The organism is Qipengyuania flavescens, assembly GCF_029688735.1.
GTDB lineage: Bacteria > Pseudomonadota > Alphaproteobacteria > Sphingomonadales > Sphingomonadaceae > Qipengyuania.
Genome location: NZ_JARULD010000002.1, coordinates 227,500 through 251,097, shown reverse-complemented (window position 1 = coordinate 251,097; position 23,598 = coordinate 227,500). Strand labels below are relative to the sequence as shown.

General features: G+C 63.6%; 24 protein-coding genes. 16 read left to right on the top strand and 8 right to left on the bottom strand.

The window, feature by feature from the left end:
* Positions 1 to 12: 12 nt before the first annotated feature.
* Positions 13 to 501: a (R)-mandelonitrile lyase gene (locus P8R33_RS06435; RefSeq protein ID WP_347569038.1), complete on the top strand. Its 489-nt coding sequence runs from the start codon at positions 13 to 15 to the stop codon at positions 499 to 501.
* Positions 502 to 516: 15 nt separating this feature from the next.
* Here the strand turns inward: P8R33_RS06435 and ada are convergent, their stop codons facing one another.
* Complete coding sequence (gene ada / locus P8R33_RS06430) at positions 517 to 1,557, bottom strand: bifunctional DNA-binding transcriptional regulator/O6-methylguanine-DNA methyltransferase Ada (protein WP_278328806.1); 1,041 nt, start codon at positions 1,555 to 1,557, stop codon at positions 517 to 519.
* Positions 1,558 to 1,648: 91 nt separating this feature from the next.
* Here ada and P8R33_RS06425 point away from each other — a divergent pair, with 91 nt between their 5' ends.
* Entirely contained in the window at positions 1,649 to 3,205 is a 1,557-nt protein-coding gene (locus P8R33_RS06425; RefSeq protein ID WP_278328168.1) for a S1 family peptidase, read from the top strand.
* Positions 3,206 to 3,332: 127 nt separating this feature from the next.
* Here the strand turns inward: P8R33_RS06425 and P8R33_RS06420 are convergent, their stop codons facing one another.
* On the bottom strand, positions 3,333 to 3,641 hold the full coding sequence (locus P8R33_RS06420) for a hypothetical protein (RefSeq protein WP_278328167.1): 309 nt from the start codon (positions 3,639 to 3,641) through the stop codon (positions 3,333 to 3,335).
* 162 nt (positions 3,642 to 3,803) lie between these two features.
* Complete coding sequence (locus tag P8R33_RS06415; RefSeq protein ID WP_278328166.1) at positions 3,804 to 4,634, bottom strand: TauD/TfdA dioxygenase family protein; 831 nt, start codon at positions 4,632 to 4,634, stop codon at positions 3,804 to 3,806.
* 196 nt (positions 4,635 to 4,830) lie between these two features.
* Between P8R33_RS06415 and P8R33_RS06410 the strand changes: the two genes are divergently transcribed.
* From P8R33_RS06410 to P8R33_RS06375, 8 genes are all read left to right on the top strand, one after another.
* A complete protein-coding gene (locus P8R33_RS06410; protein ID WP_278328165.1) occupies positions 4,831 to 5,385 on the top strand; it encodes a F0F1 ATP synthase subunit delta in 555 nt (184 codons plus the stop codon).
* A 12-nt stretch (positions 5,386 to 5,397) separates the two neighbouring features.
* Positions 5,398 to 6,927 (top strand): F0F1 ATP synthase subunit alpha, encoded by a 1,530-nt coding sequence (atpA, locus tag P8R33_RS06405; protein WP_278328164.1) that lies wholly within the window; start codon positions 5,398 to 5,400, stop codon positions 6,925 to 6,927.
* Between the two features lie 24 nt (positions 6,928 to 6,951).
* Positions 6,952 to 7,827 (top strand): F0F1 ATP synthase subunit gamma, encoded by an 876-nt coding sequence (locus P8R33_RS06400; RefSeq protein ID WP_278328163.1) that lies wholly within the window; start codon positions 6,952 to 6,954, stop codon positions 7,825 to 7,827.
* A gap of 54 nt (positions 7,828 to 7,881) precedes the next feature.
* Complete coding sequence (locus P8R33_RS06395) at positions 7,882 to 8,214, top strand: hypothetical protein (protein WP_278328162.1); 333 nt, start codon at positions 7,882 to 7,884, stop codon at positions 8,212 to 8,214.
* 33 nt (positions 8,215 to 8,247) lie between these two features.
* The gene (gene atpD, locus P8R33_RS06390) at positions 8,248 to 9,705 is read left to right on the top strand and encodes a F0F1 ATP synthase subunit beta (protein WP_278328161.1); all 1,458 of its coding nucleotides are present in this window, start codon (positions 8,248 to 8,250) and stop codon (positions 9,703 to 9,705) included.
* A 2-nt stretch (positions 9,706 to 9,707) separates the two neighbouring features.
* The gene (locus P8R33_RS06385; protein ID WP_278328160.1) at positions 9,708 to 9,965 is read left to right on the top strand and encodes an ATP synthase F1 subunit epsilon; all 258 of its coding nucleotides are present in this window, start codon (positions 9,708 to 9,710) and stop codon (positions 9,963 to 9,965) included.
* 146 nt (positions 9,966 to 10,111) lie between these two features.
* Positions 10,112 to 11,143: a glycosyltransferase family 2 protein gene (locus P8R33_RS06380; RefSeq protein ID WP_278328159.1), complete on the top strand. Its 1,032-nt coding sequence runs from the start codon at positions 10,112 to 10,114 to the stop codon at positions 11,141 to 11,143.
* On the top strand, positions 11,140 to 11,529 hold the full coding sequence (locus tag P8R33_RS06375; protein ID WP_278328158.1) for a GtrA family protein: 390 nt from the start codon (positions 11,140 to 11,142) through the stop codon (positions 11,527 to 11,529). Before P8R33_RS06380 ends, P8R33_RS06375 begins: the two co-directional genes overlap by 4 nt.
* On the opposite strand, the gene P8R33_RS06370 is transcribed toward P8R33_RS06375, so the two are convergent.
* Positions 11,526 to 12,230 (bottom strand): hypothetical protein, encoded by a 705-nt coding sequence (locus tag P8R33_RS06370; protein WP_278328157.1) that lies wholly within the window; start codon positions 12,228 to 12,230, stop codon positions 11,526 to 11,528. The genes P8R33_RS06375 and P8R33_RS06370 overlap by 4 nt on opposite strands.
* A 211-nt stretch (positions 12,231 to 12,441) precedes the next feature.
* Between P8R33_RS06370 and P8R33_RS06365 the strand changes: the two genes are divergently transcribed.
* From P8R33_RS06365 to P8R33_RS06355, 3 genes are all read left to right on the top strand, one after another.
* Complete coding sequence (locus tag P8R33_RS06365; RefSeq protein WP_278328156.1) at positions 12,442 to 13,959, top strand: hypothetical protein; 1,518 nt, start codon at positions 12,442 to 12,444, stop codon at positions 13,957 to 13,959.
* Between the two features lie 103 nt (positions 13,960 to 14,062).
* A complete protein-coding gene (locus P8R33_RS06360; protein WP_278328155.1) occupies positions 14,063 to 15,547 on the top strand; it encodes an ArnT family glycosyltransferase in 1,485 nt (494 codons plus the stop codon).
* Between the two features lie 99 nt (positions 15,548 to 15,646).
* The gene (locus P8R33_RS06355) at positions 15,647 to 17,785 is read left to right on the top strand and encodes a prolyl oligopeptidase family serine peptidase (RefSeq protein ID WP_347569037.1); all 2,139 of its coding nucleotides are present in this window, start codon (positions 15,647 to 15,649) and stop codon (positions 17,783 to 17,785) included.
* 57 nt (positions 17,786 to 17,842) lie between these two features.
* Here the strand turns inward: P8R33_RS06355 and P8R33_RS06350 are convergent, their stop codons facing one another.
* Both P8R33_RS06350 and glmU read right to left on the bottom strand, forming a co-directional pair.
* Positions 17,843 to 18,067: a hypothetical protein gene (locus P8R33_RS06350; protein WP_347569036.1), complete on the bottom strand. Its 225-nt coding sequence runs from the start codon at positions 18,065 to 18,067 to the stop codon at positions 17,843 to 17,845.
* A 70-nt stretch (positions 18,068 to 18,137) separates the two neighbouring features.
* Entirely contained in the window at positions 18,138 to 19,499 is a 1,362-nt protein-coding gene (gene glmU, locus P8R33_RS06345) for a bifunctional UDP-N-acetylglucosamine diphosphorylase/glucosamine-1-phosphate N-acetyltransferase GlmU (protein ID WP_278328153.1), read from the bottom strand.
* Between the two features lie 60 nt (positions 19,500 to 19,559).
* Between glmU and P8R33_RS06340 the strand changes: the two genes are divergently transcribed.
* From P8R33_RS06340 to P8R33_RS06330, 3 genes are all read left to right on the top strand, one after another.
* Complete coding sequence (locus P8R33_RS06340; RefSeq protein WP_278328152.1) at positions 19,560 to 20,243, top strand: HAD hydrolase-like protein; 684 nt, start codon at positions 19,560 to 19,562, stop codon at positions 20,241 to 20,243.
* Positions 20,244 to 20,377: 134 nt separating this feature from the next.
* On the top strand, positions 20,378 to 21,307 hold the full coding sequence (locus P8R33_RS06335; RefSeq protein ID WP_278328151.1) for an SDR family NAD(P)-dependent oxidoreductase: 930 nt from the start codon (positions 20,378 to 20,380) through the stop codon (positions 21,305 to 21,307).
* A 65-nt stretch (positions 21,308 to 21,372) separates the two neighbouring features.
* On the top strand, positions 21,373 to 22,515 hold the full coding sequence (locus P8R33_RS06330) for a hypothetical protein (RefSeq protein WP_278328150.1): 1,143 nt from the start codon (positions 21,373 to 21,375) through the stop codon (positions 22,513 to 22,515).
* A 21-nt stretch (positions 22,516 to 22,536) separates the two neighbouring features.
* Here P8R33_RS06330 and P8R33_RS06325 read toward each other — a convergent pair whose 3' ends face one another.
* Together P8R33_RS06325 and epsC are read right to left on the bottom strand one after the other, a co-directional pair.
* The gene (locus tag P8R33_RS06325) at positions 22,537 to 22,887 is read right to left on the bottom strand and encodes a DUF2794 domain-containing protein (protein ID WP_278328149.1); all 351 of its coding nucleotides are present in this window, start codon (positions 22,885 to 22,887) and stop codon (positions 22,537 to 22,539) included.
* Positions 22,887 to 23,576 carry a serine O-acetyltransferase EpsC gene (gene epsC / locus P8R33_RS06320; RefSeq protein ID WP_278328148.1) on the bottom strand — a complete coding sequence of 230 codons (690 nt, stop codon included), beginning with the start codon at positions 23,574 to 23,576 and terminating at the stop codon, positions 22,887 to 22,889. Before epsC ends, P8R33_RS06325 begins: the two co-directional genes overlap by 1 nt.
* Between the last annotated feature and the right edge of the window lie 22 nt (positions 23,577 to 23,598).

Below are 23,598 nucleotides of genomic sequence, written 5' to 3'. Positions count from 1 at the left end.
ACAGCAATGGGCATGGCGGCCGCGGTTGCCATGCTTGCCACCCCCACCCTCGCCCACGATCCGGAGGCACAGGACATGGAAATCACCCGCAAGGCCGAACGAGAAACCGTCGAAGGGCCGGAGGAATATTTCACCGGCACCGCGCGCATCACGGCCAATTTCTCCCGCCCCGATCCGTCCCGCGTGACCGGGGCGATCGTGGAATTCGAACCCGGCGCCCGGACCGCCTGGCATTCCCATCCGCTCGGCCAGACGCTGGTCGTGACCGAGGGTGTCGGCTGGACGCAAGTCGAGAACGGCCCGAAATACGAATTCTATGAAGGCGACATAATGTGGTGCCCGCCCGACCGGAAACACTGGCACGGCGCAACGCCGACCGACAGCATGACCCACGTGGTGGTTCAGGAACGCCTCGATGGTGAGAACGTGACCTGGATGGAGAAAGTAACCGACGAGGAATACCTCGCCGGCGAACCCATCACCGGCCCCGTCCAAGACTGAGGCGTCGGTTCATGGTCATTCTTTTCGCTCTCTTCGCAAAAGCTCGGACTTGATCTCCGGCCCGTAAGCATAGCCGCCCAGCGAGCCGTCGGCCTGCACGACGCGGTGGCAGGGGATCAGAACCGCAATGTTGTTCGCGCCGTTGGCTCCGCCGACGGCGCGACTGGCTTTGGGGTTGCCCAAAGCTGCGGCGAGTTCGCCATAGCTTCGCGTTTCGCCCGGCGGGATGTCGCGCAGGGCTTGCCACACGCGCTGTTGGAAAGCGGTGCCCTTTACATCGAGCGGAATGGCCAGGCTGTCCCTGCCCGGCGTTTCGACTGCATCGACCACCTGCCCGAGAAGCGCTTCGAAATCCGTGCCGCCCTTCGCCAGCTCCGCCTTGGGAAAGCGGGCGCGGAGTTCCGCTTCGCCCTCGCCGAACGACAGACAGCAAACGCCCTTATCGGTCGCAGCGACGAGCATCGCGCCGAGGCTGGTGTCGACCACCGACCAATGGATCTTGCGCCCCATGCCCCCGTCGCGCCAATCGCTTGCCGCCATACCCAGCCGTCCTTTCGTGCCATCGTAGAACCGCGAGGCCGAGCCATAGCCGGCCTCGTAAATCGCATCCGTGACGCTCTCGCTTTCCCCAAGCGCGTCACGAACGCGCTCTTCACGAAGCGCGCGCGCATAGGCTGCGGGCGACAGGCCGGTGGCCCGCTTGAACACCCGCTGGAAATGCGCCGGGGAATAGCCGACGATAGCGCCCAATTCCTCCAGCGTCGGCACCTCCGCTGCGCTGCGGATCTCGTCGATAGCCGCAAGCACTGCCGCCTCGTCGCGCGCGACGTCATCTGGGAGGCAGCGCTTGCAGGCGCGGAGGCCCACCGCCCGTGCCTCGACACCGCTGGCGAAGAAGCGCACATTGTCGCGCCGGGGATGGCGTGCAGCGCAGGACGGGCGACAATAGATGCCCGTGCTGAGCACACCCGTGACGAAGCGCCCGTCGAAGGCGCGGTCGCGCCGCTTCACCGCGGCCCAGGCTTCGTCGTCACCGATCATCGCATCGTCCTCCATAGCCGATTTCACTATCTGGCTAGAACAGCTTGCGCAGAGCTGCATCCCGCACCTTGCGATCAAAGCCAATGCCCGCCAAAAGCGCCAGCCGATGGGACGCATTCTCGCATATCTCGCACTGGTCACGACGCTGGTCACGGCGCTTCTCACGCCAATGGTCGCGCATGCCGATGCCGCCGATATCGACGCGGCGGCGCGCGGCGTGGTGCGCGTCATCATCATCGGCGAAGACGGCGACGGAGAGCTCTATCCGATCAGCCACGGCACCGGTTTCGCGGTGTCGAGCGACACAGTCGTCACCAATGCCCATGTCGTGCGCGATGCGGTGCGCGATTCGGGACTGCAGATCGGCATCGTGCCGAATGGCGGCGGCGAGGCGACCTATGGCCGGCTGATCGCAGCCTCGCCCAAGAACGATCTCGCGCTGATCCGCATTACCGGCGGAAACCTGCGCCTGCCACCGCTTGCGCTAGCCGGCGGCGCGCCGCCCGATAGCGGCGAAGTGACCAGCGTCGGCTATCCCATGAATGTCGACCGCGCGCAGGGACTGGAGATCGGCGACATCTTCCGCAGCCAGCCGCCGGTGAAGAGCCGGGGCTTCATCTCGGGCACCCGCCCCAGCCGCCAGTTCGACACGATCCTCCACACCGCACCCATCGCGCGCGGTAATTCTGGCGGACCGTTGCTCGACACCTGCGGCCGCGTGCTCGGTGTGAACAGTTTCGGAGCGGACAACGAAGGCGGCGATGCGGAGTTCTTCTTCGCCGTATCCATGCGCGAACTGCTGCCGTTCCTGCGCGCCAACGACGTGACGCCGCGCGTCAACGAGCGCCCGTGCCGCTCCATGGCCGATCTCGATGCAGCGGAGCGCGAGCGGATCGAACGCGAACAGCAGGCCGCGCGGCAGGACCTCGCCCAGCGCGCCGAAGCCAGCCGCACCAAGCGCGAGCGCGCGCAGTTAGAGGCCGAACAGGCGGTGATGACCGAGCGGGAGGACCGCGTTTTTCTCGCCTTCGTGCTGCTGCTGGTCGCCTTCGCCCTGGGCCAGTGGGCTATTGCTATCTACAATTCGGAAGAGCGCGATGAAACCCGCATGCGGCTCGTCGCGGTTGCCGCTGCCGTCGCGGTGCTCGCAGCCATCGCTGCCTACCTAACCCGCCCTGGCCTTGACGAGATCGATCGCCGTGTCGCCGCTGCAATGCAGGAAGATAGCGAACCCGGCTCTTCCGAAGAGCCGTTTACCGGCGACCTCGCCCTGCAATGCACGCTCCTGCCTGAACGCAGCCGCATCACCAGCGCCGAGGCACAGGACCTCAGCTTCGACTGGGCCGAGGGCGGCTGCGTCAACGAACGCACGCAATACGGCTTCTCCGGCGGCACCTGGAGCCGCGTCTTCGTGCCGAACTCCGAGGACGCGGTATCGGTCAACAGCTTCGATCCCGACCGCCGCATCTACCGCGTCGAACGCTACCTCCTGCCGCGCAGCGCGATGGCCGAAGCCCGCGAAGCGCGCGGCAAGTACAAGGCCCCCGTCTGCGGCGCGGAGAATGCTGCAAGCCAGCTCGGCGACTTGCAGACCGAAGTGCTCGGCCAACTCCCGCGTCAGGCGAACGAGCGGCTGGTCTACGAGTGCAGCGAGCGTAACTAAAAGTTTCTGTCATTGCGAGGTGTCGAAGGCGACGAAGCAATCCAGTAGGCTTGACCCGCACGACACTTTTGATGCTCGACCGCTGCGCGGCTTCGCCGCTCGCAATAACCTACGACGAGTCACTCGATCAGTTGTCGTCAGTCAGCATATCGAGTTCGCGCTCCAATAGCCTCCTAAAGTCCATGAAGGCGGCGGTGAGTGCCGAAGGAAATTCCCACTGAGTTCTGGATTTCAAGAAGGACGAAACCGAGTCCAGAGCTTTGGAATAGACGGGATCCTCAGAATATTCCTCGGGTACTGGAACCGTACCATCTCTGTAAGCTTTGCCTCGCTTCCTAAACTCATCGAAGACCGCAGGATGGGCTAATTTGAACTCTTCATACAAAGGTCGCAGGTCTTCCAACTGATGCGATCTGGGAAATGTCAGCTTCAGCATCGCTTTCTCGTTATCCCGCGTCGATAAGTTAAGTACGTGGAGCTGTCATCGCCAATCAGAAACAGCGTGTTTGCTAGTCATACCAGTTTCGAAATGTAACCCTCGAAAACTTTAGTTCGCTAAAGGCGAAACAAAACAGATGACTCTCTCATCGACTGAATCTCACGCCGCCAGCGCTTCTCCGCTCAGCGTGATGCGATGCATCTCGCGGGCATGGCCCTGATAGTCGTTCAGCGCATTGTGCCAGGTCGTGCGATTGTCCCAAATCGCCACCGCGCCCGGCTCCCATTGAACGCGGCAGGTGTTATCCGCCGCCAGCGCCTCGGCATAGAGGCGGGTAAGCAGTGGCAGGCTCTCCTCGCGCGTCATGCCGACGATGTGCACCGTAAAGGCGCGGTTGACATACAGCAGCTTGCGGCCTGTGACGGGGTGGCGGATCACCACCGGATGCGTCGCGCCGGTTTTCAGATCGTGTCCGCGAAGCTCGCGACCCATGTCGGTTTTCGCATAGAGCCCGTCGGCCTTGTAGATATGGTCGGCGGTGTGGAACGCCTCCAGCCCCTCGATCTCATGCTTGAGATCGTCCGGCAACGCGTCGTAAGCCGCGCCCATATGCGCGAACAGCGTGTCGCCACCACTCGGCGGCAAGGTGCGCGCAACGAGGATCGATCCCATCGCGGGGACCTGGTCGTATGAATGGTCGGTGTGCCAGTCGCCGCCGATATTGGTCTGCTGGTCGGCCGCCTTGCGGACCACGGCGATCTCGGGATGTTCGTCGGTCAGCGGGAAATAGTTGTTGATGTCGATCCCGCCCCAGCGCTTGGCAAAGGCGATATGCGCTTCCGGCGTGAAATCGTCCTGCCCGCGAAACAGTGCCACGCCGTGCTCGTAGATCGCCGTGCGGATCGCATCGAGCGCATTGCCCTCGGCCTCGCTCAATCGGACGCCTGTGATCTCCACCCCGCACTTCGGGGCCAGCGGCACCATCTCCATTGCATCTCTCTCCCAACTCTCCCCGAGCTTTCTACGCCGCTTGCGCAAGGAGTCCAGAATCCGGGCCGGAGTCGGCTTGCCTTTGGAAAGACCCTTTGCTAGGCGCGCGCCGACCCTGCCGGGGCGATGTGTTCCGTCGCCTGCAACCGGTCGGGACGCACAAAGTTTTCTCCGGACCCAAGAGGACCTCAAGCGCGTGGATATTTCCGCCGGTATTCAGGCTAGCCTGGCAGGCCGTTACGCCTCGGCCCTGTTCGATCTCGCAAGCGAGGCCGGCACGGTCACCGCAGTCGAATCGGATCTCGAAAAGCTCGAAGCCGGGCTGCACGAATCGCCCGAGCTCGCCGCCCTCACGACCAATCCCAAGATCTCGCGCGCAGCCGCCGAAAAGGCGCTGTGGGGCGTTTCCGCGATCATGGGGCTGAGCGAGCTGACGCAGAACTTCCTCGGCGTGCTGGCACAGAACCGCCGCCTGTCGCAGCTGCCGCAGGTCATCCGCGCCTTCCGCGCCATCGCCGCGGCCCAGCGCGGCGAAGTGACTGCCGAAGTCACCAGCGCCCATGCGCTGACCGATGCGCAGCTGGCAGATCTCAAGACCAAGCTGACGGCCCGCGAAGGCCGCACGGTCAAGCTTTCCACGAAGGTCGATCCCGAGCTGCTCGGCGGCCTCGTCGTCACCATCGGATCGAAGCGCATCGACGGCTCGATCCGCACCCGTCTCAATTCGCTCTCCCAGGCCATGAAGGCTTAAAGGACACACATCATGGATATCCGCGCCGCAGAAATCTCCAAGGTCATCAAGGACCAGATCGCAAATTTCGGTACCGAAGCCGAAGTCAGCGAAGTCGGTTCCGTGCTGTCGGTGGGTGACGGTATTGCCCGCATACACGGTCTCGACAACGTCCAGGCCGGCGAAATGATCGAATTCGCCAATGGCGTTCAGGGCATGGCGCTGAACCTCGAAGCCGACAACGTCGGTGCGGTGATCTTCGGTGCCGACACGGACATCGCCGAAGGCGACAGCGTGAAGCGCACCGGCACGATCGTGGACGTTCCCGTCGGCAAGGGCCTGCTCGGCCGCGTGGTCGACGCCCTCGGCAACCCGATCGACGGCAAGGGCCCGATTGTCGCCGACAAGCGCATGCGCGTCGAAGTGAAGGCACCGGGCATCATCCCGCGCGAGTCGGTTAGCGAGCCGGTGCAGTCGGGCCTCAAGGCGATCGACGCACTCGTTCCCGTCGGCCGCGGCCAGCGCGAACTGATCATCGGCGACCGCCAGACCGGTAAATCCGCCGTCGCGATCGACACCTTCATCAACCAGAAGGAAGCCAACGCGGGCGACGACGAGGGCAAGAAGCTCTATTGCGTCTATGTCGCCGTCGGCCAGAAGCGCTCGACCGTCGCGCAGATCGTCAAGAGCCTCGAAGAAAACGGCGCGATGGAATATTCCATCGTCGTCGCCGCGACCGCTTCGGAACCCGCTCCGCTGCAGTATCTCGCGCCCTACACCGGCTGCGCGATGGGCGAATTCTTCCGCGACAACGGCATGCACGCCGTCATCTGTTACGACGACCTTTCCAAGCAGGCCGTCGCCTATCGCCAGATGTCGCTGCTGCTGCGTCGTCCTCCGGGCCGCGAAGCTTACCCCGGTGACGTGTTCTATCTCCACAGCCGCCTGCTCGAGCGCGCAGCGAAGATGAACAAGTCGGAAGGCGGCGGTTCGCTGACCGCTCTGCCGATCATCGAAACGCAGGCAGGCGACGTGTCGGCCTACATCCCGACCAACGTGATTTCGATCACCGACGGCCAGATCTTCCTCGAAACCGACCTGTTCTACCAGGGCGTGCGTCCGGCCATCAACGTCGGCCTCTCGGTGAGCCGTGTGGGCGGTGCCGCCCAGACCAAGGCGATGAAGAAGGTTTCGGGCTCGATGAAGCTCGACCTCGCGCAGTATCGCGAAATGGCCGCCTTCGCGCAGTTCGGCTCGGACCTCGACGCCGCGACGCAGAAGCTGCTCAACCGCGGTGCGCGCCTGACCGAGCTGCTCAAGCAGCCGCAGTTCTCGCCCATGCCGTTCGAAGAGCAGACCGTGTCGATCTTCGCCGGCACCAATGGCTATCTCGACGATGTCGCGGTGGACCGCGTGACGGACTACGAAGCGCAGATGCTGAGCTATATGCGTTCGGAACATGCCGACGTGCTGGAAACCATCCGCACCACCGGCAAGTTCGAAGACGACACCAAGGACAAGGTCGTCGACGCGCTCAAGACCTTCGCCAAGCAGTTCGCATAAGCCTGACGAGATAAGGGAGCCGAAATGGCTAGCCTCAAGGAACTCAAGGGCCGGATCAACTCGGTCAAATCGACCCAGAAGATCACCAAGGCCAAGCAGATGGTCGCGGCGGCCAAGCTGCGCCGTGCGCAAGCCGCTGCCGAAGCCGCACGCCCCTATGCCGAGCGGCTGTCGGGCGTGATGGCCAGCCTCGCCGGCAAGGTGAGCGGCGATAGTGCGCCCAAGTTGCTCAAGGGCACCGGATCGGACAAGCGCCACCTGCTGGTGGTCGTGAACACCGACAAGGGCCTGTGTGGCGGTCTCAACGCGAATATCGTCAAGGCCGCCAAGGCCAAGGCGCGCGAGCTGATCGCCGAGGGCAAGGACGTGTCCTTCTACCTCGTCGGCAAGAAGGGCCGCGCCCCGATCAAGCGCGACTATGCCAACCGGATCGAGAAGCATTTCGACACATCGGACGTCCGCACGCCGGGCTTCGAAGAGGCCGAAGCGATCGCCGACGATCTGATCGAGCGTTTCGAGAAGGGCGAATTCGACGTCGCCCACCTCGTCTATCCGATCTTCAAGTCGGCCCTGGCGCAGGACCCGACCGTCGACCAGCTCATCCCCGTTCCTTCTCCCGAAGGCGATGCGGGCACTGCCGGCGATGCCGTGGTGGAATACGAACCGGGCGAGGAGGAAATCCTCGAGGAACTGCTGCCGCGTTACGTCAAGACGCAGCTGTTCGGCTCGTTGCTGGAGCGCGAAGCCTCCGAACAGGGTGCTTCGATGACCGCCATGGACAACGCGACGCGCAATGCGGGCGACCTGATCCAGAAGCTCACCATCCAGTACAACCGCAGCCGCCAGGCCGCGATTACCACCGAACTCATCGAAATCATCGCCGGCGCCGAAGCGCTGTAAGAATTGGAGAGGATGCCGGAGAGACGTCGAAGAACGCCCACCGGAGCCAGATTTATGACCAAACCCGTTTTCACCCTCGTCGCCGTCGCATTGCTTGCTGCATGCAGCGAAGAGCCCGCGCCCGCTCCGGTCGAAACAGCAACGCCTGAACCGATCGAGACGCTCACTCCGCCCGACCAGGCCTACTTCACTGCCAAATACGCCGAGCAGTGCCCCGAGGAAGAGGCTGTCAACACAGCCGTGTGCCGCCGCGCCGGCATGGGGTCGCCCGATGTCATCTGCGAATTCGGCCTCGGCGAAGACGAATATCTGCGTAACGAGGCAACCCTTACCGCCGGCGACGGCGACTGGGTTTTTGCCGATCCGGAAAATGTTTGCGTCGGCTAAGGCGCGAGAAACCCACTAGTCAGGACATAGATCATGGCCACCGCACCCGTACTTAACCAGAGCCCTAACGGCACTATCAGCCAGGTCATCGGCGCCGTCGTCGACGTGCAGTTCGAAGGCGAGCTGCCCGCGATCCTCACTGCGCTAGAAACGAAGAACGGCGACAACACGCTGGTTCTCGAAGTAGCGCAGCACCTCGGCGAGAACACCGTTCGCACCATCGCGATGGACGGCACCGACGGTCTCGTCCGCGGTCAGGAAGTCGTGAACACCGGCGCACAGATCTCGGTCCCCGTCGGCCCGAAGACGCTCGGCCGCATCATGAACGTCGTCGGCGCGCCGATCGACGAGCGCGGCCCGATCGGTGCCGACAGCACCAGCCCGATCCACGCGGAGGCCCCGCTGTTCGTCGACCAGTCGACCGAAGCGGCCATCCTCGTTACCGGCATCAAGGTCATCGACCTGCTCGCCCCTTACGCGAAGGGCGGCAAGATCGGCCTGTTCGGTGGCGCAGGCGTCGGCAAGACCGTGCTGATCCAGGAGCTCATCAACAACATCGCGAAGGGCCATGGCGGCGTGTCCGTTTTTGCCGGTGTCGGTGAGCGGACCCGCGAAGGTAATGACCTTTATCACGAATTCCTCGACGCCGGCGTTATCGCCAAGAACGACAATGGCGAAGCAATCTCCGAAGGCTCGAAGGTTGCTCTCGTTTTCGGCCAGATGAACGAACCTCCGGGTGCGCGCGCCCGCGTCGCCCTGTCGGGCCTGACCATGGCGGAATATTTCCGCGACGTCGAAGGTCAGGACGTGCTGTTCTTCGTCGACAACATCTTCCGCTTCACGCAGGCCGGTTCGGAAGTGTCGGCGCTGCTCGGCCGTATTCCTTCGGCCGTGGGCTACCAGCCGACCCTGTCGACCGACATGGGTAACCTGCAGGAGCGCATCACTTCGACCACCAAGGGTTCGATTACCTCGGTGCAGGCCATCTACGTTCCCGCCGACGACCTTACCGACCCCGCGCCGGCAACCTCGTTCGCCCACTTGGACGCAACGACCACGCTGAGCCGTGCGATCTCGGAGCTGGGCATCTACCCGGCCGTCGATCCGCTCGACTCGACCAGCCGCGTTCTCGAACCGCGCGTGGTGGGCGAGGAGCATTATCAGACCGCTCGCCGCGTTCAGGAAACGCTGCAGAAGTACAAGAGCCTGCAGGACATCATCGCCATCCTCGGCATGGACGAACTGTCGGAAGAAGATAAGCTGACCGTGGCCCGCGCCCGCAAGATCCAGCGCTTCCTCAGCCAGCCGTTCCACGTCGCCGAAGTCTTCACCAACATCCCGGGCGTGTTCGTCCAGCTCGAAGATACGGTCGCCAGCTTCAAGGCTGTCGTCGACGGTGAATACGACCACCTGCCGGAAAGCGCCTTCTACATGGTCGGCGGCATCGACCAGGCGGTCGAGAAGGCCAAGAAGATGGCGGAAGAAGGCTGAGCATGGCTCTCCACTTCGAACTCGTCACGCCGGCCAAGCTGGTCCGCTCGGAGGATGTCCACATGGTGGTCGTCCCCGGTGCGGAAGGCGAATTCGGCGTGCTTGAAGGCCACGCGCCCTTCATGTCCACGATCCGCGACGGCGCGGTGCAGGTCTACAAGACCGAAGGCGGTGCGCCCGAGACCATCGAGGTCCGTGGCGGCTTTGCCGAAGTGGGCGACAAGGGCCTCACGGTGCTTGCCGAACACGTCGAAGGTTGAGGCTCTACACGTATAGATAACGTAAGAGGGCGGTCCTGCGGGGCCGCCCTTTTCGTTTGGTACAGCGATCTCCGCAAGACGCGCAGTTTACCCTCCGTTTACCAATAATCTTTAGCCCCGATCACAGAGTTCCACGGGGGCAGGCGATGAGCGAGACACCGGCACCGATCTGCGACCGCGCATTGTCCGTGGTCGTACCGGTCTATAACGAGGAAGCCGGGATCGACGAGCTGCTCCGCCGCGTCGAGGCCGTCTGCGCAGCGCAGTATCCGGACGACTACGAGATCCTCCTCGTCAATGACGGCTCCAGCGACAGCAGCTGGTCGCATATTTGCCGCCACGCTGACGCCAAGCCCCATGTCGTCGGCATCAATCTCTCGCGCAATCACGGTCACCAGCTGGCGCTCGCAGCCGGGCTGGAGCAGGTACGCGGCGAGCTCGTCTTCGTGCTCGATGCCGATTTGCAGGACCCGCCCGAATTGCTGGGCGAGATGGCCGCGAAGATCGCCGACGGCGCCGACGTTGTCTACGGCCAACGCACCGCCCGCGCAGGAGAGACGGTATTCAAGCGCGGGACCGCGGCGCTGTTCTATCGCTTCCTGCAGACCATGACCGATGTCGCGATCCCGCGCGATACTGGCGATTTCCGGCTGATGACGCGCCGCGTGGTCGAGCAACTCAAGGCCATGCCCGAACACTATCGCTTCGTCCGCGGCATGGTCAGCTGGATCGGCTTCAGGCAGGTCGCCGTCCCCTACGAGCGCGACGCGCGTTTTGCCGGCCAGACGAATTACCCGCTGCGCAAGATGATCGGTCTGGCCGTGGATGCCGTCACCAGCTTCTCGACAGTACCTCTGCGCTTCGCCTCGCATCTCGGCATGGCCTTCGGGCTGCTGGGCATACTCGCGCTCGGCTGGGTCGGCTGGGGCTGGCTCAGCGGCGAAGCCGTGCAAGGCTGGGCGAGCCTTGCCGCGCTGATCCTGATCATCGGTTCCGTCCAGCTGATGGTGCTCGGCGTATTCGGCGAATATCTCGGCCGTATGTATATGGAGACGAAGAACCGTCCGCTGTTCATCGTCGACGAGATTCGCTCGCAGGTGGCGAATGCGGAGGGCGCAAATCCTGTGCACGAGATGGAGCGCACGCTGCAGCAGACCTATCGCCGCGCCGCGCCGTGAAGGAGCAGGTCGTTCGCTTTTCGCTGGTTGGTCTGGCCAATACGGCTATCGGCTATGCCATCATCCTCGCCGCCATGCTGCTGGGCGCGGGCGACTATCTCGCGAATGCGCTGGGCTACGGGCTAGGCCTGAGCGCCGCTTACCTGCTCCACCGCCGCTTTACCTTCGGCCAGCCGTGGGGCGCCGACCGGGCGGAGGCGGTGCGTTTCACAATCACTGCTGCGCTGTCGTTTTGCGTCAATCTCGCCGTGCTGCGCGCGGCGCGGGAAGCAGGCTTTGTCGGCCATCCCCTGGCGCAACTGGCGGCGATGACTGCCTATTCGGTCAGCTTCTTCATCCTGGCGAAAAGCTGGGTTTTCCTGCGCGCGCGGCAAGTGAGCCGCTAGCGTTTCCTTTTGGCGCGGGAGGCGGCGATCGCATCGACGATGCGGCGTGGCAGCGCACGGACCAGCGCCTTGCGCAGCGTCCAGGCGAAATCGCCATCGTCCTTCACATGGTCGGTCCGCGCGGCAAGCACCCTGTCCGAAAGACGCGCCTGACCGGCGTCATTCGCGAGCAGCAGGATATTGTAGCGATACCACGGCATAACGTCCTTGTTGTCGCGCAAATGCGGCCTCAAAGCATCGAAGCAGGCGTAGCCTGCCTCTGCGAACAGCTTGCGCCAGTATTCGAGCGGCTGCTCGTTAACGTGATGCTCGCCCCCCTGCCCCGGGACCGCGGCGGAGAACAGGACAATATCGCCATGCCTGGCGATGCTGCCGACGAAATCGCGCGCGCTGGTTTTGGGCAAATGTTCCGCCACTTCGAGCGTCTGGACGAGGTCGAAGCGCTGCTCGAGATCGAAGGGTTGCGACAGGTCCTGCGGCCGGAAATCCGCGACTAGCGGCTCAGTCACATAGTCGCCGTCCAGTACCGTCGCGGCTACGCCGTTCTCTTCCCAGACCTTGCCCCAGACGCCCTTCCCGCCGCCGACATCGAGCATGGTCGCGATGGCGACCTCGCCCTTGACCAGCGGAACCACGATCTCGGCCGACCTGCGCGCGCCCGAACCGATATAGGCGTAAAAATCGTCGTTATATTCATGCATGGTCTGGGCTGTCCCCGTCTGCGCTTGCGGCCTCGTCTGTCCCTATCCCAGCGCGCAGCGCGCGTGAACCTCCGCAAGGATCGACGTGAGCGACCATCCACATCGCAATGCGCTGCGATGGTGACGACGCCCAGTGTCGCCTTGACCACGGCCGCTTGCCCGATAGAGCCGGACGAGGAAGGGGACCGTTCGCCTGTCTAAATCTGCGCCAGTGGCCACGAGCAATAGCGGCAGTCTGCGCGAGCGGCTGCTGTGGCCGGTATTACTGTTCGCCTCCGCCCTTCCCCTGCTGCTGGTCGAATTCCCGCCGCTGGTCGATCTGTTCGGCCATCTCGGGCGCTACGCCATCCAGACCGAGCTGGCCGAGCGACCGGAACTGCAGCCCTATTTCAGCTACCGATGGCAATTGGTCGGCAATCTCGGCGCGGACCTGTTGGTCGAGTTGCTCGCGCCAGTTCTGGGGCTTGAACCTGCGGTGCGACTGATCGTTCTGGCGACCCAATTGCTGGCGGCCTCGGGCGTTCTGGCAATCAGCACGGCGTTACATGGACGCATCACGCCCTTCGCGATCTGCGCTTTGCCCCTGATCTACGCCTTTCCCTTCCAGTACGGATTTCTCAACTTCTCGCTCTCGATGGCGCTGGCGATGCTGGCTTTCGCCGCGTGGCTGCACCTGCGACAGTCGCAGGTCGCATGGCGAGCGCCACTGTTCCTTGCCGTCGCGGGACTGATCGTCTGGCTCTGCCACGCGTTCGGCTGGGCTTTCCTCGGCCTTCTGTGTGGCAGTGCTTCGCTTCATGCGCGGTGGATCGAGGGGCGGCGCGGTGCGGATCTCGTCCTGCGAGTGCTGGCCGATTGCGGCGTCTTGCTGCTGGCTATCGTGCCGATGCTGGTCTGGCGAACGGCCTCTGCTGGCGCTGACACCAATGAATGGTCCATCCTGCTCAAGATCGTCTGGCTTGTTTCGGTCTTCCGCGCAGGGCCACCGATGCTGGACTGGCTCTCGGCAGGGTTTCTCGCCGCCGTTGTCGTGGCAGGTTGCATGCTTCGCCCAGTCCGAGTTCATGGCGCCATGGCGATTGCAGCGCTGCTCTGCCTGACGGCCTTTGTCGCCCTTCCCGCTCGGGTATTCGGCTCCTTCTACGCCGACATGCGCTTGGTGCCATACACGCTGATCGTCGCGCTGCTCGCGCTGAGTGCACCGAAGCTAAGCCTAGGTGTTAAGCGGATCATGTTCGTCGGTGCATTAGCTTTTCTCAGTGTGCGGATTGCCGCCACCAGTGTCGATTTCGTCGACAAGGACCGTCTGGTCCAAGCCAATCTGCCCGCCCTCGATGCCATCCCGCGCGGCGCGCGGGTCGTCAATTTCGCCGTCGAGGAATGCGGCTTCCAGTGGCGCCTCAATCCGCTGAGGCATCTCGGCGGTTTCGCGATTGCGCGGCGCAGCGCCTTCACCAACGACCAGTGGGAAGTGGCAGGCGCAAATGCGCTGACCGTGCATTATGCAGAAGGCGAACCCTTCGTGCGCGATCCATCCCAATCAGTGGTCATCGATGAATGCGCCGACTCCGGCCTTCCCACCCTGGCACAGGCGCTCGACCGCTTGCCCGCCGGTGCATTCACGCACATCTGGATACACGGAACCGACTCTGCAGATGCAGCGCTTCCATTCCCTGCTCGCGAGATCTGGCGTGGCCCAACCGGAGCGGTGTTCGAACTCGGCACGTAGACCAGTTCCAACCGGATCTCCCGGACCATTCGCCAAGGCATGCTCGCGTCCGAAAAATTAACCATCGCGATGGCAGGGTAGAGCGCGAAAGGGGCAGCCGGGCGTGGCGAGTATTGCAAGCGATATCGAGACCGCACCGCGCGCGCAGCCAACATGGCGCGGCGACGCGCTGGTCCTGCTCGCGATTGTCGCGACGGCGCTCATCGCGCGCCTGCCGTGGTTCGGTTTCCCGCTCGCCGGCTACGACGAGCAGCTCTATTCGCTGATCGGGCAAGCGATGAACCAAGGCGCACTGCCTTTCGTCGACGTCTGGGATCGCAAGCCCGTCGGCCTCTTCGCCTTGTTTGCAGCCGCACACGCCGTCGGCGGTCCCGGGCCCGAAGCCTACCAAGCCCTCGCTCTGCTGTTCACCGTCGCGGGCGGCTGGCTGACGGCGGTGCTGGCGAGGCCGCTGGTCGATCGCGTGACTGCTGCCGGAGCAGGAATGCTCTATGTTTTGTTGATGTCGGTCTACGGTAGCGCATCGGGGCAATCGGAGGTCTTCCACGTTCCGCTGATGCTGGCGATGGCCGTTTTAGTACATGATCCTGCACACCCGAATGCCATCCGCCGCGCGCTCATAGCCATGCTGATAGGCGGGCTGGCCTTGCAGCTCAAATACACTGTTGCACCACAATGCGCGATGTTCGGCCTGTGGGCTCTGTGGGGGCAGTACCGGCGAGGAGCGAGCCTTGCGCGGCTGACCGCTCTTGCTGCCTGTTTCCTTGCCGGGGGCCTCATGCCGACCGCCATGGTCGCGCTGTATTATGCGATGGCGGGACGCTTGGACGCCTTTCTCTTCGCCAATTTCCTGTCCTTCTTCGATCGCGCGCCCTCGGGTGCCGGGCGGCTTCACAAAGATCTGCTCGCCGGCCTTGTCCCGCTGGCCGTGCTCGCTGGCGGCGGGCTCTACGCTGCCGTCCGCGTGACGCTGCCACGCGACAAGCCGCACTATGCCTTCATCGCGCTCTGGTTCGTCGCCTGCCTCGCGACTGCATTTTTGCCGGGCACGGTCTATCGCTACTATTTCGCCGCCCTCGTCCCGGCGAGCGTGTTGCTCGCCCTGCCCCTGCTCGACCGGTCCGGCCCAGCCCGCTGGGGTCCGCTGGTCCTCGTAATGGCGGGCGCATTCGCGCTCGTCGCACCTCTATCACTTCCCGGCGAGTTGCGGGAGCGCGCTGCCGTTTACGACCATTTCGCCGCCACCATCGCGCAAAGCAGTGCAGACAGCGATGCCTGCATCTTCGTGTTCGACGGACCGAGCTCGCTCTATCGCCTCGCCCATTCCTGCCTGCCCTCGCGCTTCGTTTATCCCGACCATCTCAACAATGCGCTCGAGCGGGATGCGCTGGGGGTGTCGCAGGAGGGTGAGGTCGCCCGCATCTTGGCAACCCGCCCACCGGTCATCGTCACCGCCGACACGCCGCTTACTCCGCAGAACGAAGAGGCGAAGGCGCTGGTGCTCGGATACATCGATCGCGGTTATCGCGAACTCGCCGAAATCGAGATCGGAGACCGCACGATCCGCGCGTGGGAACGCCGCCGGTGAACCTTGGTCCGCCGGAGTCCTCCCTCCGTCGATAGCTCCTCCTCTTGCGCCGTCCGCAGGCTATGGCTCATAGAGCGTAGAACGCATGGGAGACTGCACTTGAAACTCGTATCCACGCTGGCCATGGCCGCAGCCATGACGCTTGCAACCACCACCCCCGCCGCTGCACAGGACGGCGTGCCCGGCCCCGAAGACGATCCGCACATCTGGCTGGAAGAGGCCCGCAGCGACGAAGCGCTCGACTGGGTGCGCGCCGAGAACGAGCGGACCATGGCTGCGCTCACGAGCGATCCGCGCTTCGAGACGCTCAAGGCCGAAGCGCTGGCGATCTACGACAGCGAGGACAAGATCCCTTATGTCTCGATCCGTCCCGACGGCCTCTACAATTTCTGGCAGGACAAGGAAAACCCGCGCGGCCTCGTCCGTCGCACCACGCTGGAAAGCTATCGCACCGACAGTCCCGAATGGGAAACCGTACTCGATGTCGACGCGCTGGCCGAGGCAGAGGGCAAGGAATGGGTCTATAAGGGCTCGACCTGCCTGCCGCCGGCCCAGAACATGTGCATGATCGCGCTGAGCGATGGCGGCAAGGATGCCACCATCCTGCGCGAATTCGACATGGCAACCAAGAGCTTCGTCGAAGGCGGTTTCGTGCTCGAGAACGAGAGTCAGGGTGGCATTCAGTGGCTCGACGAGGACACCTTGCTCGTCAGCCGCGATTTCGGCGAAGGTTCGCTGACCGACAGCGAATATCCGCTCAGCACGCGCGTATGGAAGCGCGGTACCTCGATCGAGGACGCGCCGGAAATCTTCCGGGGCGAGCAGAGCGACGTGTGGTCCGGCGCGAGCCTGCTGCGCGACGGGGATGCCGTGGTCCACGGCTACACCGCCTTCCGCGCGGTAAGCTTCCACGAGACCGAGCATTATTTCCAGAAAGATGGCAAGTGGGTGCGTCTCGACATCCCGCTGAAGGCCTCGCCCTATGGCATCGTCGACGACCAGCTGCTGTTCTCGACCGATGTGGATTGGGAAACGCAGGGACAGACCTTCCCCGCCGATTCGCTGATCGCGATGGATCTTGAAGCGTTCAAGGCAGACCCGAACGGCGCGACGAAGACGCTCGTCTGGGCACCCGAAGACCGCCAGACCAAGCAGGGCGCCACGATTACCTCGGATAGCCTCTACGTCACCTTGCTCGACAATGTGCGCGGCAAGGTGATGAAGCTGGACTATGCCGATGGCGAATGGGTCCGGAACGTAGTCGACCTGCCCGAGAATGCGACGATCGGGATCAATGCCTCCTCCGACGAGCGTGACGAGGTGATGTTCACGGTTACCGACTTCCTCAACCCGTCGAGCCTCCACTACCTCGATGGCGAAGCGGGCACGATGGAAGTCCTCAAGACCTCGCCCGCCTATTTCGACAGCGAGGGTATGGAGGTCGAGCAGTTCGAGGCGACGAGCAAGGACGGCACGAAAATCCCGTACTTCGTCGTCAAACCGGCCGGCGCGACACTCGACGGGACGAACCCGACGCTGCTGACGGGTTATGGCGGCTTCCAGGTCCCGCGCCTGCCCGCCTATCTCGGCACTACGGGCAAGATGTGGCTGGAACGCGGCGGGGTCTATATCCTCGGCAACATGCGCGGCGGCGGCGAATTCGGCCCCGGTTGGCACCAGAGCGCCATTCGCGAGAACAAGCAGCGCACCTGGGACGATTTCATCGCCATCGCCGAGGATGCGGTCGCGCGCGGGATCACCAGCCCCGATCATCTCGGGATCCAGGGCGGCTCGCAAGGCGGCCTGCTGGTCGGCACGGCCTTCACCCAGCGCCCCGATCTATTCGACGCGGCGATCGTCCAGATCCCGCTGTTCGACATGCTGCGCTATCACCTGATCGGCCGCGGCGCGTCGTGGATCGGCGAATATGGCGATCCGCGCATACCCGAACAGCGCGAATGGATCGAAGGCTACTCACCTTACCAGAAGATCGTCGAAGGCGTGGACTATCCCACCCCCTTCCTCTGGGCTTCGACCGCCGACGACCGCACGCATCCTGCCCATGCCCGCAAGGGTGCGGCGAAGCTTAAGGCGCTCGGCCAGCCCTATTACTACTACGAGGAAATGACCGGCGGCCACTCGGGCGGCGTGGACAATGAACAGCGCGCGCAATTGCAGGCGCTGCAGTATGTCTATCTGCTCCAGCAGCTGGCGGACGACGAACAGAGCGGCGGCTGAATTCGGATATGAAACAAACGAGAAGGGCGGCCCAGAGATGGGTCGCCCTTTTCCATTTCAGCGCCGCGAGCGGGTCGGCGCGTGGAAATCCGGCGGTTTGTCGGCGACCCACTCCGCGAATTTCCTAAGCGCATCGCGCTCCAGCAATGCGGCGCGATCCTCGCCGATGCGGGCCAGTTCGGCATTGGTGAAATTTGCGTGGATGGCACGATGGCAGATCGGGTGGACCGATACGGTAGTCCGGCCCTTCTTCGATTTGGGTACCGTGTGATGCTGCTGCACGCGGCGACCGAGCGGACGATCGCAAAGCCAACAGGTCTCTACCTCAGCACTCATTCGCGTGAGAGCACGTTCACTTCTTCCCCGCCGCTTTCTTCTTCATCGTGTCGTGAAAGCGGTCCGCCCAACCGGGCTTCACCACCTGCTCGGCGCGGACCATGCGCAGGTCACCGGCGCCGACGTCGCGGCTCACCGCGCTTCCTGCAGCCACGATGGCGTCCGGTCCGATTGTGACCGGAGCGATCAGCGCGCTGTTGGAGCCGATGAAAGCCCGCTCTCCGATCACGGTCTTGTATTTGAAATAGCCGTCGTAATTGCAGGTGATCGTGCCTGCGCCGATGTTCGCTCTCGCGCCGACTTCCGCATCGCCGAGATACGTCAAATGGCTCGCCTTGGCCCCTTCGCCCAGCGTCGCCTTCTTCATCTCGACGAAGTTGCCGACCTTGCTGTCTTTTTCCAGCACGGCGCCGGGCCGCAGGCGGGCGTAAGGGCCGACCACGCATCCCTCGCCGACGCTGGCGCCTTCCAGATGGCTGAAGGCACGAATGCGCGCGCCGGAGGCCACGGAAACACCGGGCCCGAAGACCACGTTGGGCTCTACGGTCACGTCTGGCGCTAAATCGGTATCGTAGCTGAAGAAGACAGTATCGGGCGCTTTGAGCGTCACGCCACTTTCCATCGCTTCCTCGCGCTTCAATTCCTGCCATTGGGCCTCGGCGGCGGCGAGTTCCTTGCGGCTGTTAATCCCGACCACCTCGTGCGGACGTTCCGTCTTTACCGCCGCGCAAGTCCGCCCGTCCTTCACGGCGACATTGACGATGTCGGGCAGGTAAAATTCGCCTTGCGCATTGTCGTTGTCGAGCCGGTCGAGCAGATCGAACAGGTCTTCCGCCTTCGCCGCCATCAGACCGGAGTTGCACAGGCGACACGCGCGCTCGGCCTCGTTGGCGTCCTTGAATTCGACCATTTTCTCGATCGTCATGTCGGCATGAGTGATGACACGCCCATACTGCAGGGGATCGTCCGGCTCGAACCCAAGCACCACGACCGCCGGCGCATCGGGCGCATTGAGGCGAGCAAGCATCCCCTCCATTGTCTCGCTTTTTATAAAAGGTGCATCGCCGAGCAACATCAGCACATCGCCCGAAAAGCCCTTCAGCGAGTCCTTCGCCTGCTGAACCGCATGGCCGGTACCGAGTTGCGGTTCCTGCACCACGCATTCGGCGCGGTCGCAGACCTGGTCTTCGACCTGCTGCCGTTCGTCCCCGACGATTACGATCGTGCGTGAGGGCTGGAGCGACGCGACCGAAGCCATGAGGTGCTCGATAATGGGGCGTCCCGCCACATTGTGGAGGACCTTGTGCAATCCGCTCTTGAGGCGAGTGCCCTTGCCTGCGGCGAGGATGACGGCGGCGAAGTCTTTCGATTGGCTCATGCCTTCGCCCATGCCACCAATTGCTTGCGGTTTGAAGAACCATCCGCCACGCGATTGCGCATGAGCGATTTCCCTTTCGATATCGTCGGTTTCGACCTCGATGGCACGCTGGTCGAAAGCCACCGCGACCTGGGCGCGGCCGTAAACCACGCGCTGGAACTAGGCGGGTTCGATCCGGTCCCCGCGGATAGTGCAAGCGATCTCATCGGCGGCGGGGCGAAGATCATGCTGAAGCAGGCAGTCGATGCACAAGGCCGCCTGCCGGACGAAGAGTTCCGCAGGCTCTACAAGCAGATGCTGGCCTATTATTCCGAGAATAATGCCGTGCATACTCGCGCCTATCCGCATGCCGAGGCAACTTTGGCGGCGCTAGCGGATCGCGGCGTGAAGCTAGCGCTGGTAACAAACAAGTTCGAGGAATTCGCGCAGCAAATCCTCACGACGCTGGGACTGACGGATCATTTCTACGCGATCATCGGCGGCAACAGCCTGGGCAAAGACGAGAGCGGCACCTACCGCGCCAAGCCCATGCCCGATCCCCTGATCGAAGCACGGCAGCGCGGCGGCGGCGGCACATTCGCCTTCGTCGGCGACAGCAGCTACGATGTTAAGGCAGCGCGCGGGGCCGGGGTTCCGATCGTCGGGGCGCGCTACGGCTATTGCGACAAACCGCGCGGGCAATTGGGCGCAGATGCGGAGATCGATTCGCTGGCCGAACTGGTCGCTGCGCTGGAACGCCTCTGACCCGCCAGCCGTTCTCGCCCTGCCCCTACGGCACGGCGGAGCACCGCGCATACGGTTGCAAGCCCAAGGCAAAAGTGCCACGCCGCACCGCACAATTGACCTTTACGTAAACGAAAAACAGCAGGAGCCATCCCATGAGCATCGATTTCAAGGACAAGGTCGCCATCGTCACCGGCGCCGGCGGCGGTCTGGGCCGCGAATATGCGCTGGAGCTCGCCCGTCGTGGCGCGAAGGTCGTGGTGAACGATCTCGGCGGCTCGCGCGACGGCACCGGCCATTCGGACATGGCGCTGCAGGTCGTCGAGGAAATCGAGAAGGCCGGCGGCGAAGCGATGTCGAATGGCGGCAGCGTCACCGAATTCGAGCAGATGGAAAAGATGGTCGCCGACGCCAAGCAGAAGTGGGGCGGCGTGCACATCGTCATCAACAACGCCGGCGTCCTGCGCGACAAGACTTTCGCCAAGATGACGATGCAGGATTTCGAATTCGTCGTCGATGTGCATCTCAACGGCTCGGCCAATGTCTCGAAAGCCGTGTGGGAAACCATGCGCGAGCAGGCCTATGGCCGCCTCCTGATGACCGCCTCCTCGACCGGCCTGTTCGGCAATTTCGGCCAAGCGAACTATGGTGCCGCGAAGCTCGGCCTCGCAGGCCTCACCAAGACGCTCCAACTCGAAGGCGCGAAGTACAACATCAAGGTCAACACGATCTCGCCGGTCGCCGGCACGCGCATGACGGAAGACCTCTTCCCTGAGGAAGCGTTCAAGCTGTTCGATCCGGTGAACGTAGTCCCCGCCGCGCTCTTCCTCGTCAGCGAAGATGCGCCGACCAATGCCATCGTTGGCGCTGGCGCAGGCGGCTTCCATAGCGCCTGGACCGTCATGAACGATGCCGTCTGGCTGAAAGACGATGAGCGCACGGTCGAGGGCTTCGCCGCCAATTGGGACAAGATCAGCGAATTTTCCAACCTGAAGGCACCGCAGAGCGGTTCCGAACAGTCGGGCGCGATCCTGACCGCGATGCAGAAGGTAACCGGCACCGGCCCGAGCAGCGCGCGCGGCTGACCCGCCGTATTGACTTGGTAATACACTAAAGCCTATGTTCTCGCGAAACGGGGGAGCAGAGGCTTTTGTACAGTCAGGAAGATATCAACTCGGCAGTCGCCGCAGGTGCCCTGAGCGCCGAAGCGGCCGACGCCCTGCGCACGCATGTCGCCGCCTCGCGCGATGCGGTGCCCGCCGATGCCGAGCATTTCCGGCTGATCACCGGCTTCAACGACATCTTCGTATCGATCGGCGTGGTGATTATGTTGCTGGCGGTTGGCGCGATCGGTCAGGCTATCGCAGGCGCGATCTACCCAGCTCCCTATTACGATGGTACCGACTGGGACCCCAACTGGTATGCCGACACGCGCGCCCAGCGCGATCTTGCGCAAGGGATTAGCACCGCCCTGGCCGCAGCCTTCGTAGCGGCGACCGCCTGGCTGCTGGCCGAGTTCTTCACGCTGAAACGCCGCATGGCCCTGCCCAGCATCATCCTTCTCCTCGCTTTCGCGATAGGGGTGATGGTGACGCAGGCAGGCGTCATCATGTCGTTCTTCAACGGCGGCAGCACGACGAGCGAGACCATCGGCGTAGTCCTGCTCGCGGTTGCCGCGCTGGTCACCGCAGGCGCTTCATGGCTGCACTGGAAGCGGTTCATGGTGCCGATCACCGTCGCCGCCATGACCGCCGCCGTCGCCGGAACGGCCGTGCTGCTGCTGGTCGCGGCGATCGGGCCCAATAGCGACAATCTGGAGACGGTCGTCCTCTCGGTCGTCTTCATCGTCGGTCTCGTTATCTTCGCTTTCGCCATGCGCTGGGACATAAGCGATACGGCACGGTCTACCCGCCGCAGCGACGTCGCCTTTTGGCTGCACCTGCTTGCCGCGCCCATGATCGCGCATCCGGTCTTCGCCCTGATCGGCGTGACCGACGGCGACAATATCGGCCTCGGCGCGGCTTTTGCGGTGATCGCAGTTTATGTCGTCTTTGGGCTGGTGGCGCTGGCGGTCGATCGCCGCGCGCTGCTGGTGTCCGCACTGGCCTATGTGCTGATCGCGCTGACCTTCCTGTTCCGCGAATTCGGCGCGGTGGAGCTAAACTCCGCGCTGACCGCGCTGGTGATCGGCTCCGCCCTTCTGACCCTGAGCGCGCTGTGGGCACCTATCCGCGCGGCAGTGGTCGGCAGCCTGCCCGGAGATATGCGGACGCGCCTGCCGGTGACTGCCTGACAGCCTAGGGTCGAAACAACCCTACTCGTCGACCGCCTTGAGCAGCCGTCGCTCCACCGGAGCAATCACACCGGCGAGCTCGTGCCCGCGCTTCAGCACCTGGCCATGCTCGCCGAACAGGGTCCACATGCCCTGCCGATTGCGTAGCGCTGGACGCTTTTCGATGCGCGCTTGCGGTCGCTCGGCGGTCCGCCGGAAGGCAGCAAAGGTCGCAGTGTCCTTGGTGAAGTCCATCGCATAATCGCGCCACTCGCCAGCGGCGACCATGCGCCCGTAGAGATCGAGAATGCGCATCAGCTCTTCGCGCGCGAAGCCGATCTGGTTGGGCTTGCGTCCGGGAAAGGCAACGACCGTGCCGCTGGCAGCACTCATCAATCGGCGGTCCCGCTGCGGCGCTGGGGCTCACGCTCGGCGCGCAGGGCGGCGATTTCCTCGCGCATCGAGCGCAGTTCGCTCTCCAGCTTTTCGATGCAATCAATCCGGTTACCCTCGGCATCCTCGCAAGGCGTGCCGTAGGGGACGAAGTCCTTCATCCACTCCTCCGCAGGCACCAGCGTGCTGCGCGCCTTCAGGCCGATCATCGTCGCGCCCTCGGGCACTTCATCGGTCACGACGGCATTCGCCCCGATCCTGGCGCGGCGTCCAACCGTCACAGGCCCGATCACCTGCGCGCCCGAGCCGAGAATCACATCGTCCTCGATTGTCGGATGTCGCTTGCCGCCGACGCCATTGGTGGGATTCGTCCCGCCCAAAGTCACGTGCTGATACATGGTGACGTTGTCGCCGATCTCGGCCGTCTCGCCAATTACGGAGAAGCCGTGGTCGAGGAAGAAGTTCTTCCCGATCTTCGCGCCCGGATGAATGTCGATCCCGGTCACCATCCGGCTCCAGTGATTGACCAGCCGGGCGAGGAAGAACAGCTCGGCTTCGAACAGCCAGTGCGCGATGCGGTGGTAGAACAGCGCCCAGACACCCGGATAGGTCAGGATTTCCCAGCGGCTGCGCGGCGCGGGATCGCGGGCCTTGATGCTGTCGAGATAGGCGACAAGCCGTTCAAACATGCGCGTATTCTCCCACCGGCTG

Excerpts from the sequence above, each read along its gene's own strand:
- P8R33_RS06435 (WP_347569038.1), top strand. The coding sequence starts at position 13 with ATGGCGGCCGCGGTTGCCATGCTTGCCACCCCCACCCTCGCCCACGAT.
- ada (WP_278328806.1), bottom strand. The coding sequence starts at position 1,557 with ATGGAGGACGATGCGATGATCGGTGACGACGAAGCCTGGGCCGCGGTG.
- P8R33_RS06425 (WP_278328168.1), top strand. The coding sequence starts at position 1,649 with ATGGGACGCATTCTCGCATATCTCGCACTGGTCACGACGCTGGTCACG.
- P8R33_RS06420 (WP_278328167.1), bottom strand. The coding sequence starts at position 3,641 with ATGCTGAAGCTGACATTTCCCAGATCGCATCAGTTGGAAGACCTGCGA.
- P8R33_RS06415 (WP_278328166.1), bottom strand. The coding sequence starts at position 4,634 with ATGGAGATGGTGCCGCTGGCCCCGAAGTGCGGGGTGGAGATCACAGGC.
- atpA (WP_278328164.1), top strand. The coding sequence starts at position 5,398 with ATGGATATCCGCGCCGCAGAAATCTCCAAGGTCATCAAGGACCAGATC.
- P8R33_RS06400 (WP_278328163.1), top strand. The coding sequence starts at position 6,952 with ATGGCTAGCCTCAAGGAACTCAAGGGCCGGATCAACTCGGTCAAATCG.
- P8R33_RS06395 (WP_278328162.1), top strand. The coding sequence starts at position 7,882 with ATGACCAAACCCGTTTTCACCCTCGTCGCCGTCGCATTGCTTGCTGCA.
- atpD (WP_278328161.1), top strand. The coding sequence starts at position 8,248 with ATGGCCACCGCACCCGTACTTAACCAGAGCCCTAACGGCACTATCAGC.
- P8R33_RS06385 (WP_278328160.1), top strand. The coding sequence starts at position 9,708 with ATGGCTCTCCACTTCGAACTCGTCACGCCGGCCAAGCTGGTCCGCTCG.
- P8R33_RS06380 (WP_278328159.1), top strand. The coding sequence starts at position 10,112 with ATGAGCGAGACACCGGCACCGATCTGCGACCGCGCATTGTCCGTGGTC.
- P8R33_RS06370 (WP_278328157.1), bottom strand. The coding sequence starts at position 12,230 with ATGCATGAATATAACGACGATTTTTACGCCTATATCGGTTCGGGCGCG.
- glmU (WP_278328153.1), bottom strand. The coding sequence starts at position 19,499 with ATGAGCCAATCGAAAGACTTCGCCGCCGTCATCCTCGCCGCAGGCAAG.
- P8R33_RS06340 (WP_278328152.1), top strand. The coding sequence starts at position 19,560 with ATGAGCGATTTCCCTTTCGATATCGTCGGTTTCGACCTCGATGGCACG.
- P8R33_RS06335 (WP_278328151.1), top strand. The coding sequence starts at position 20,378 with ATGAGCATCGATTTCAAGGACAAGGTCGCCATCGTCACCGGCGCCGGC.
- P8R33_RS06325 (WP_278328149.1), bottom strand. The coding sequence starts at position 22,887 with ATGAGTGCTGCCAGCGGCACGGTCGTTGCCTTTCCCGGACGCAAGCCC.
- epsC (WP_278328148.1), bottom strand. The coding sequence starts at position 23,576 with ATGTTTGAACGGCTTGTCGCCTATCTCGACAGCATCAAGGCCCGCGAT.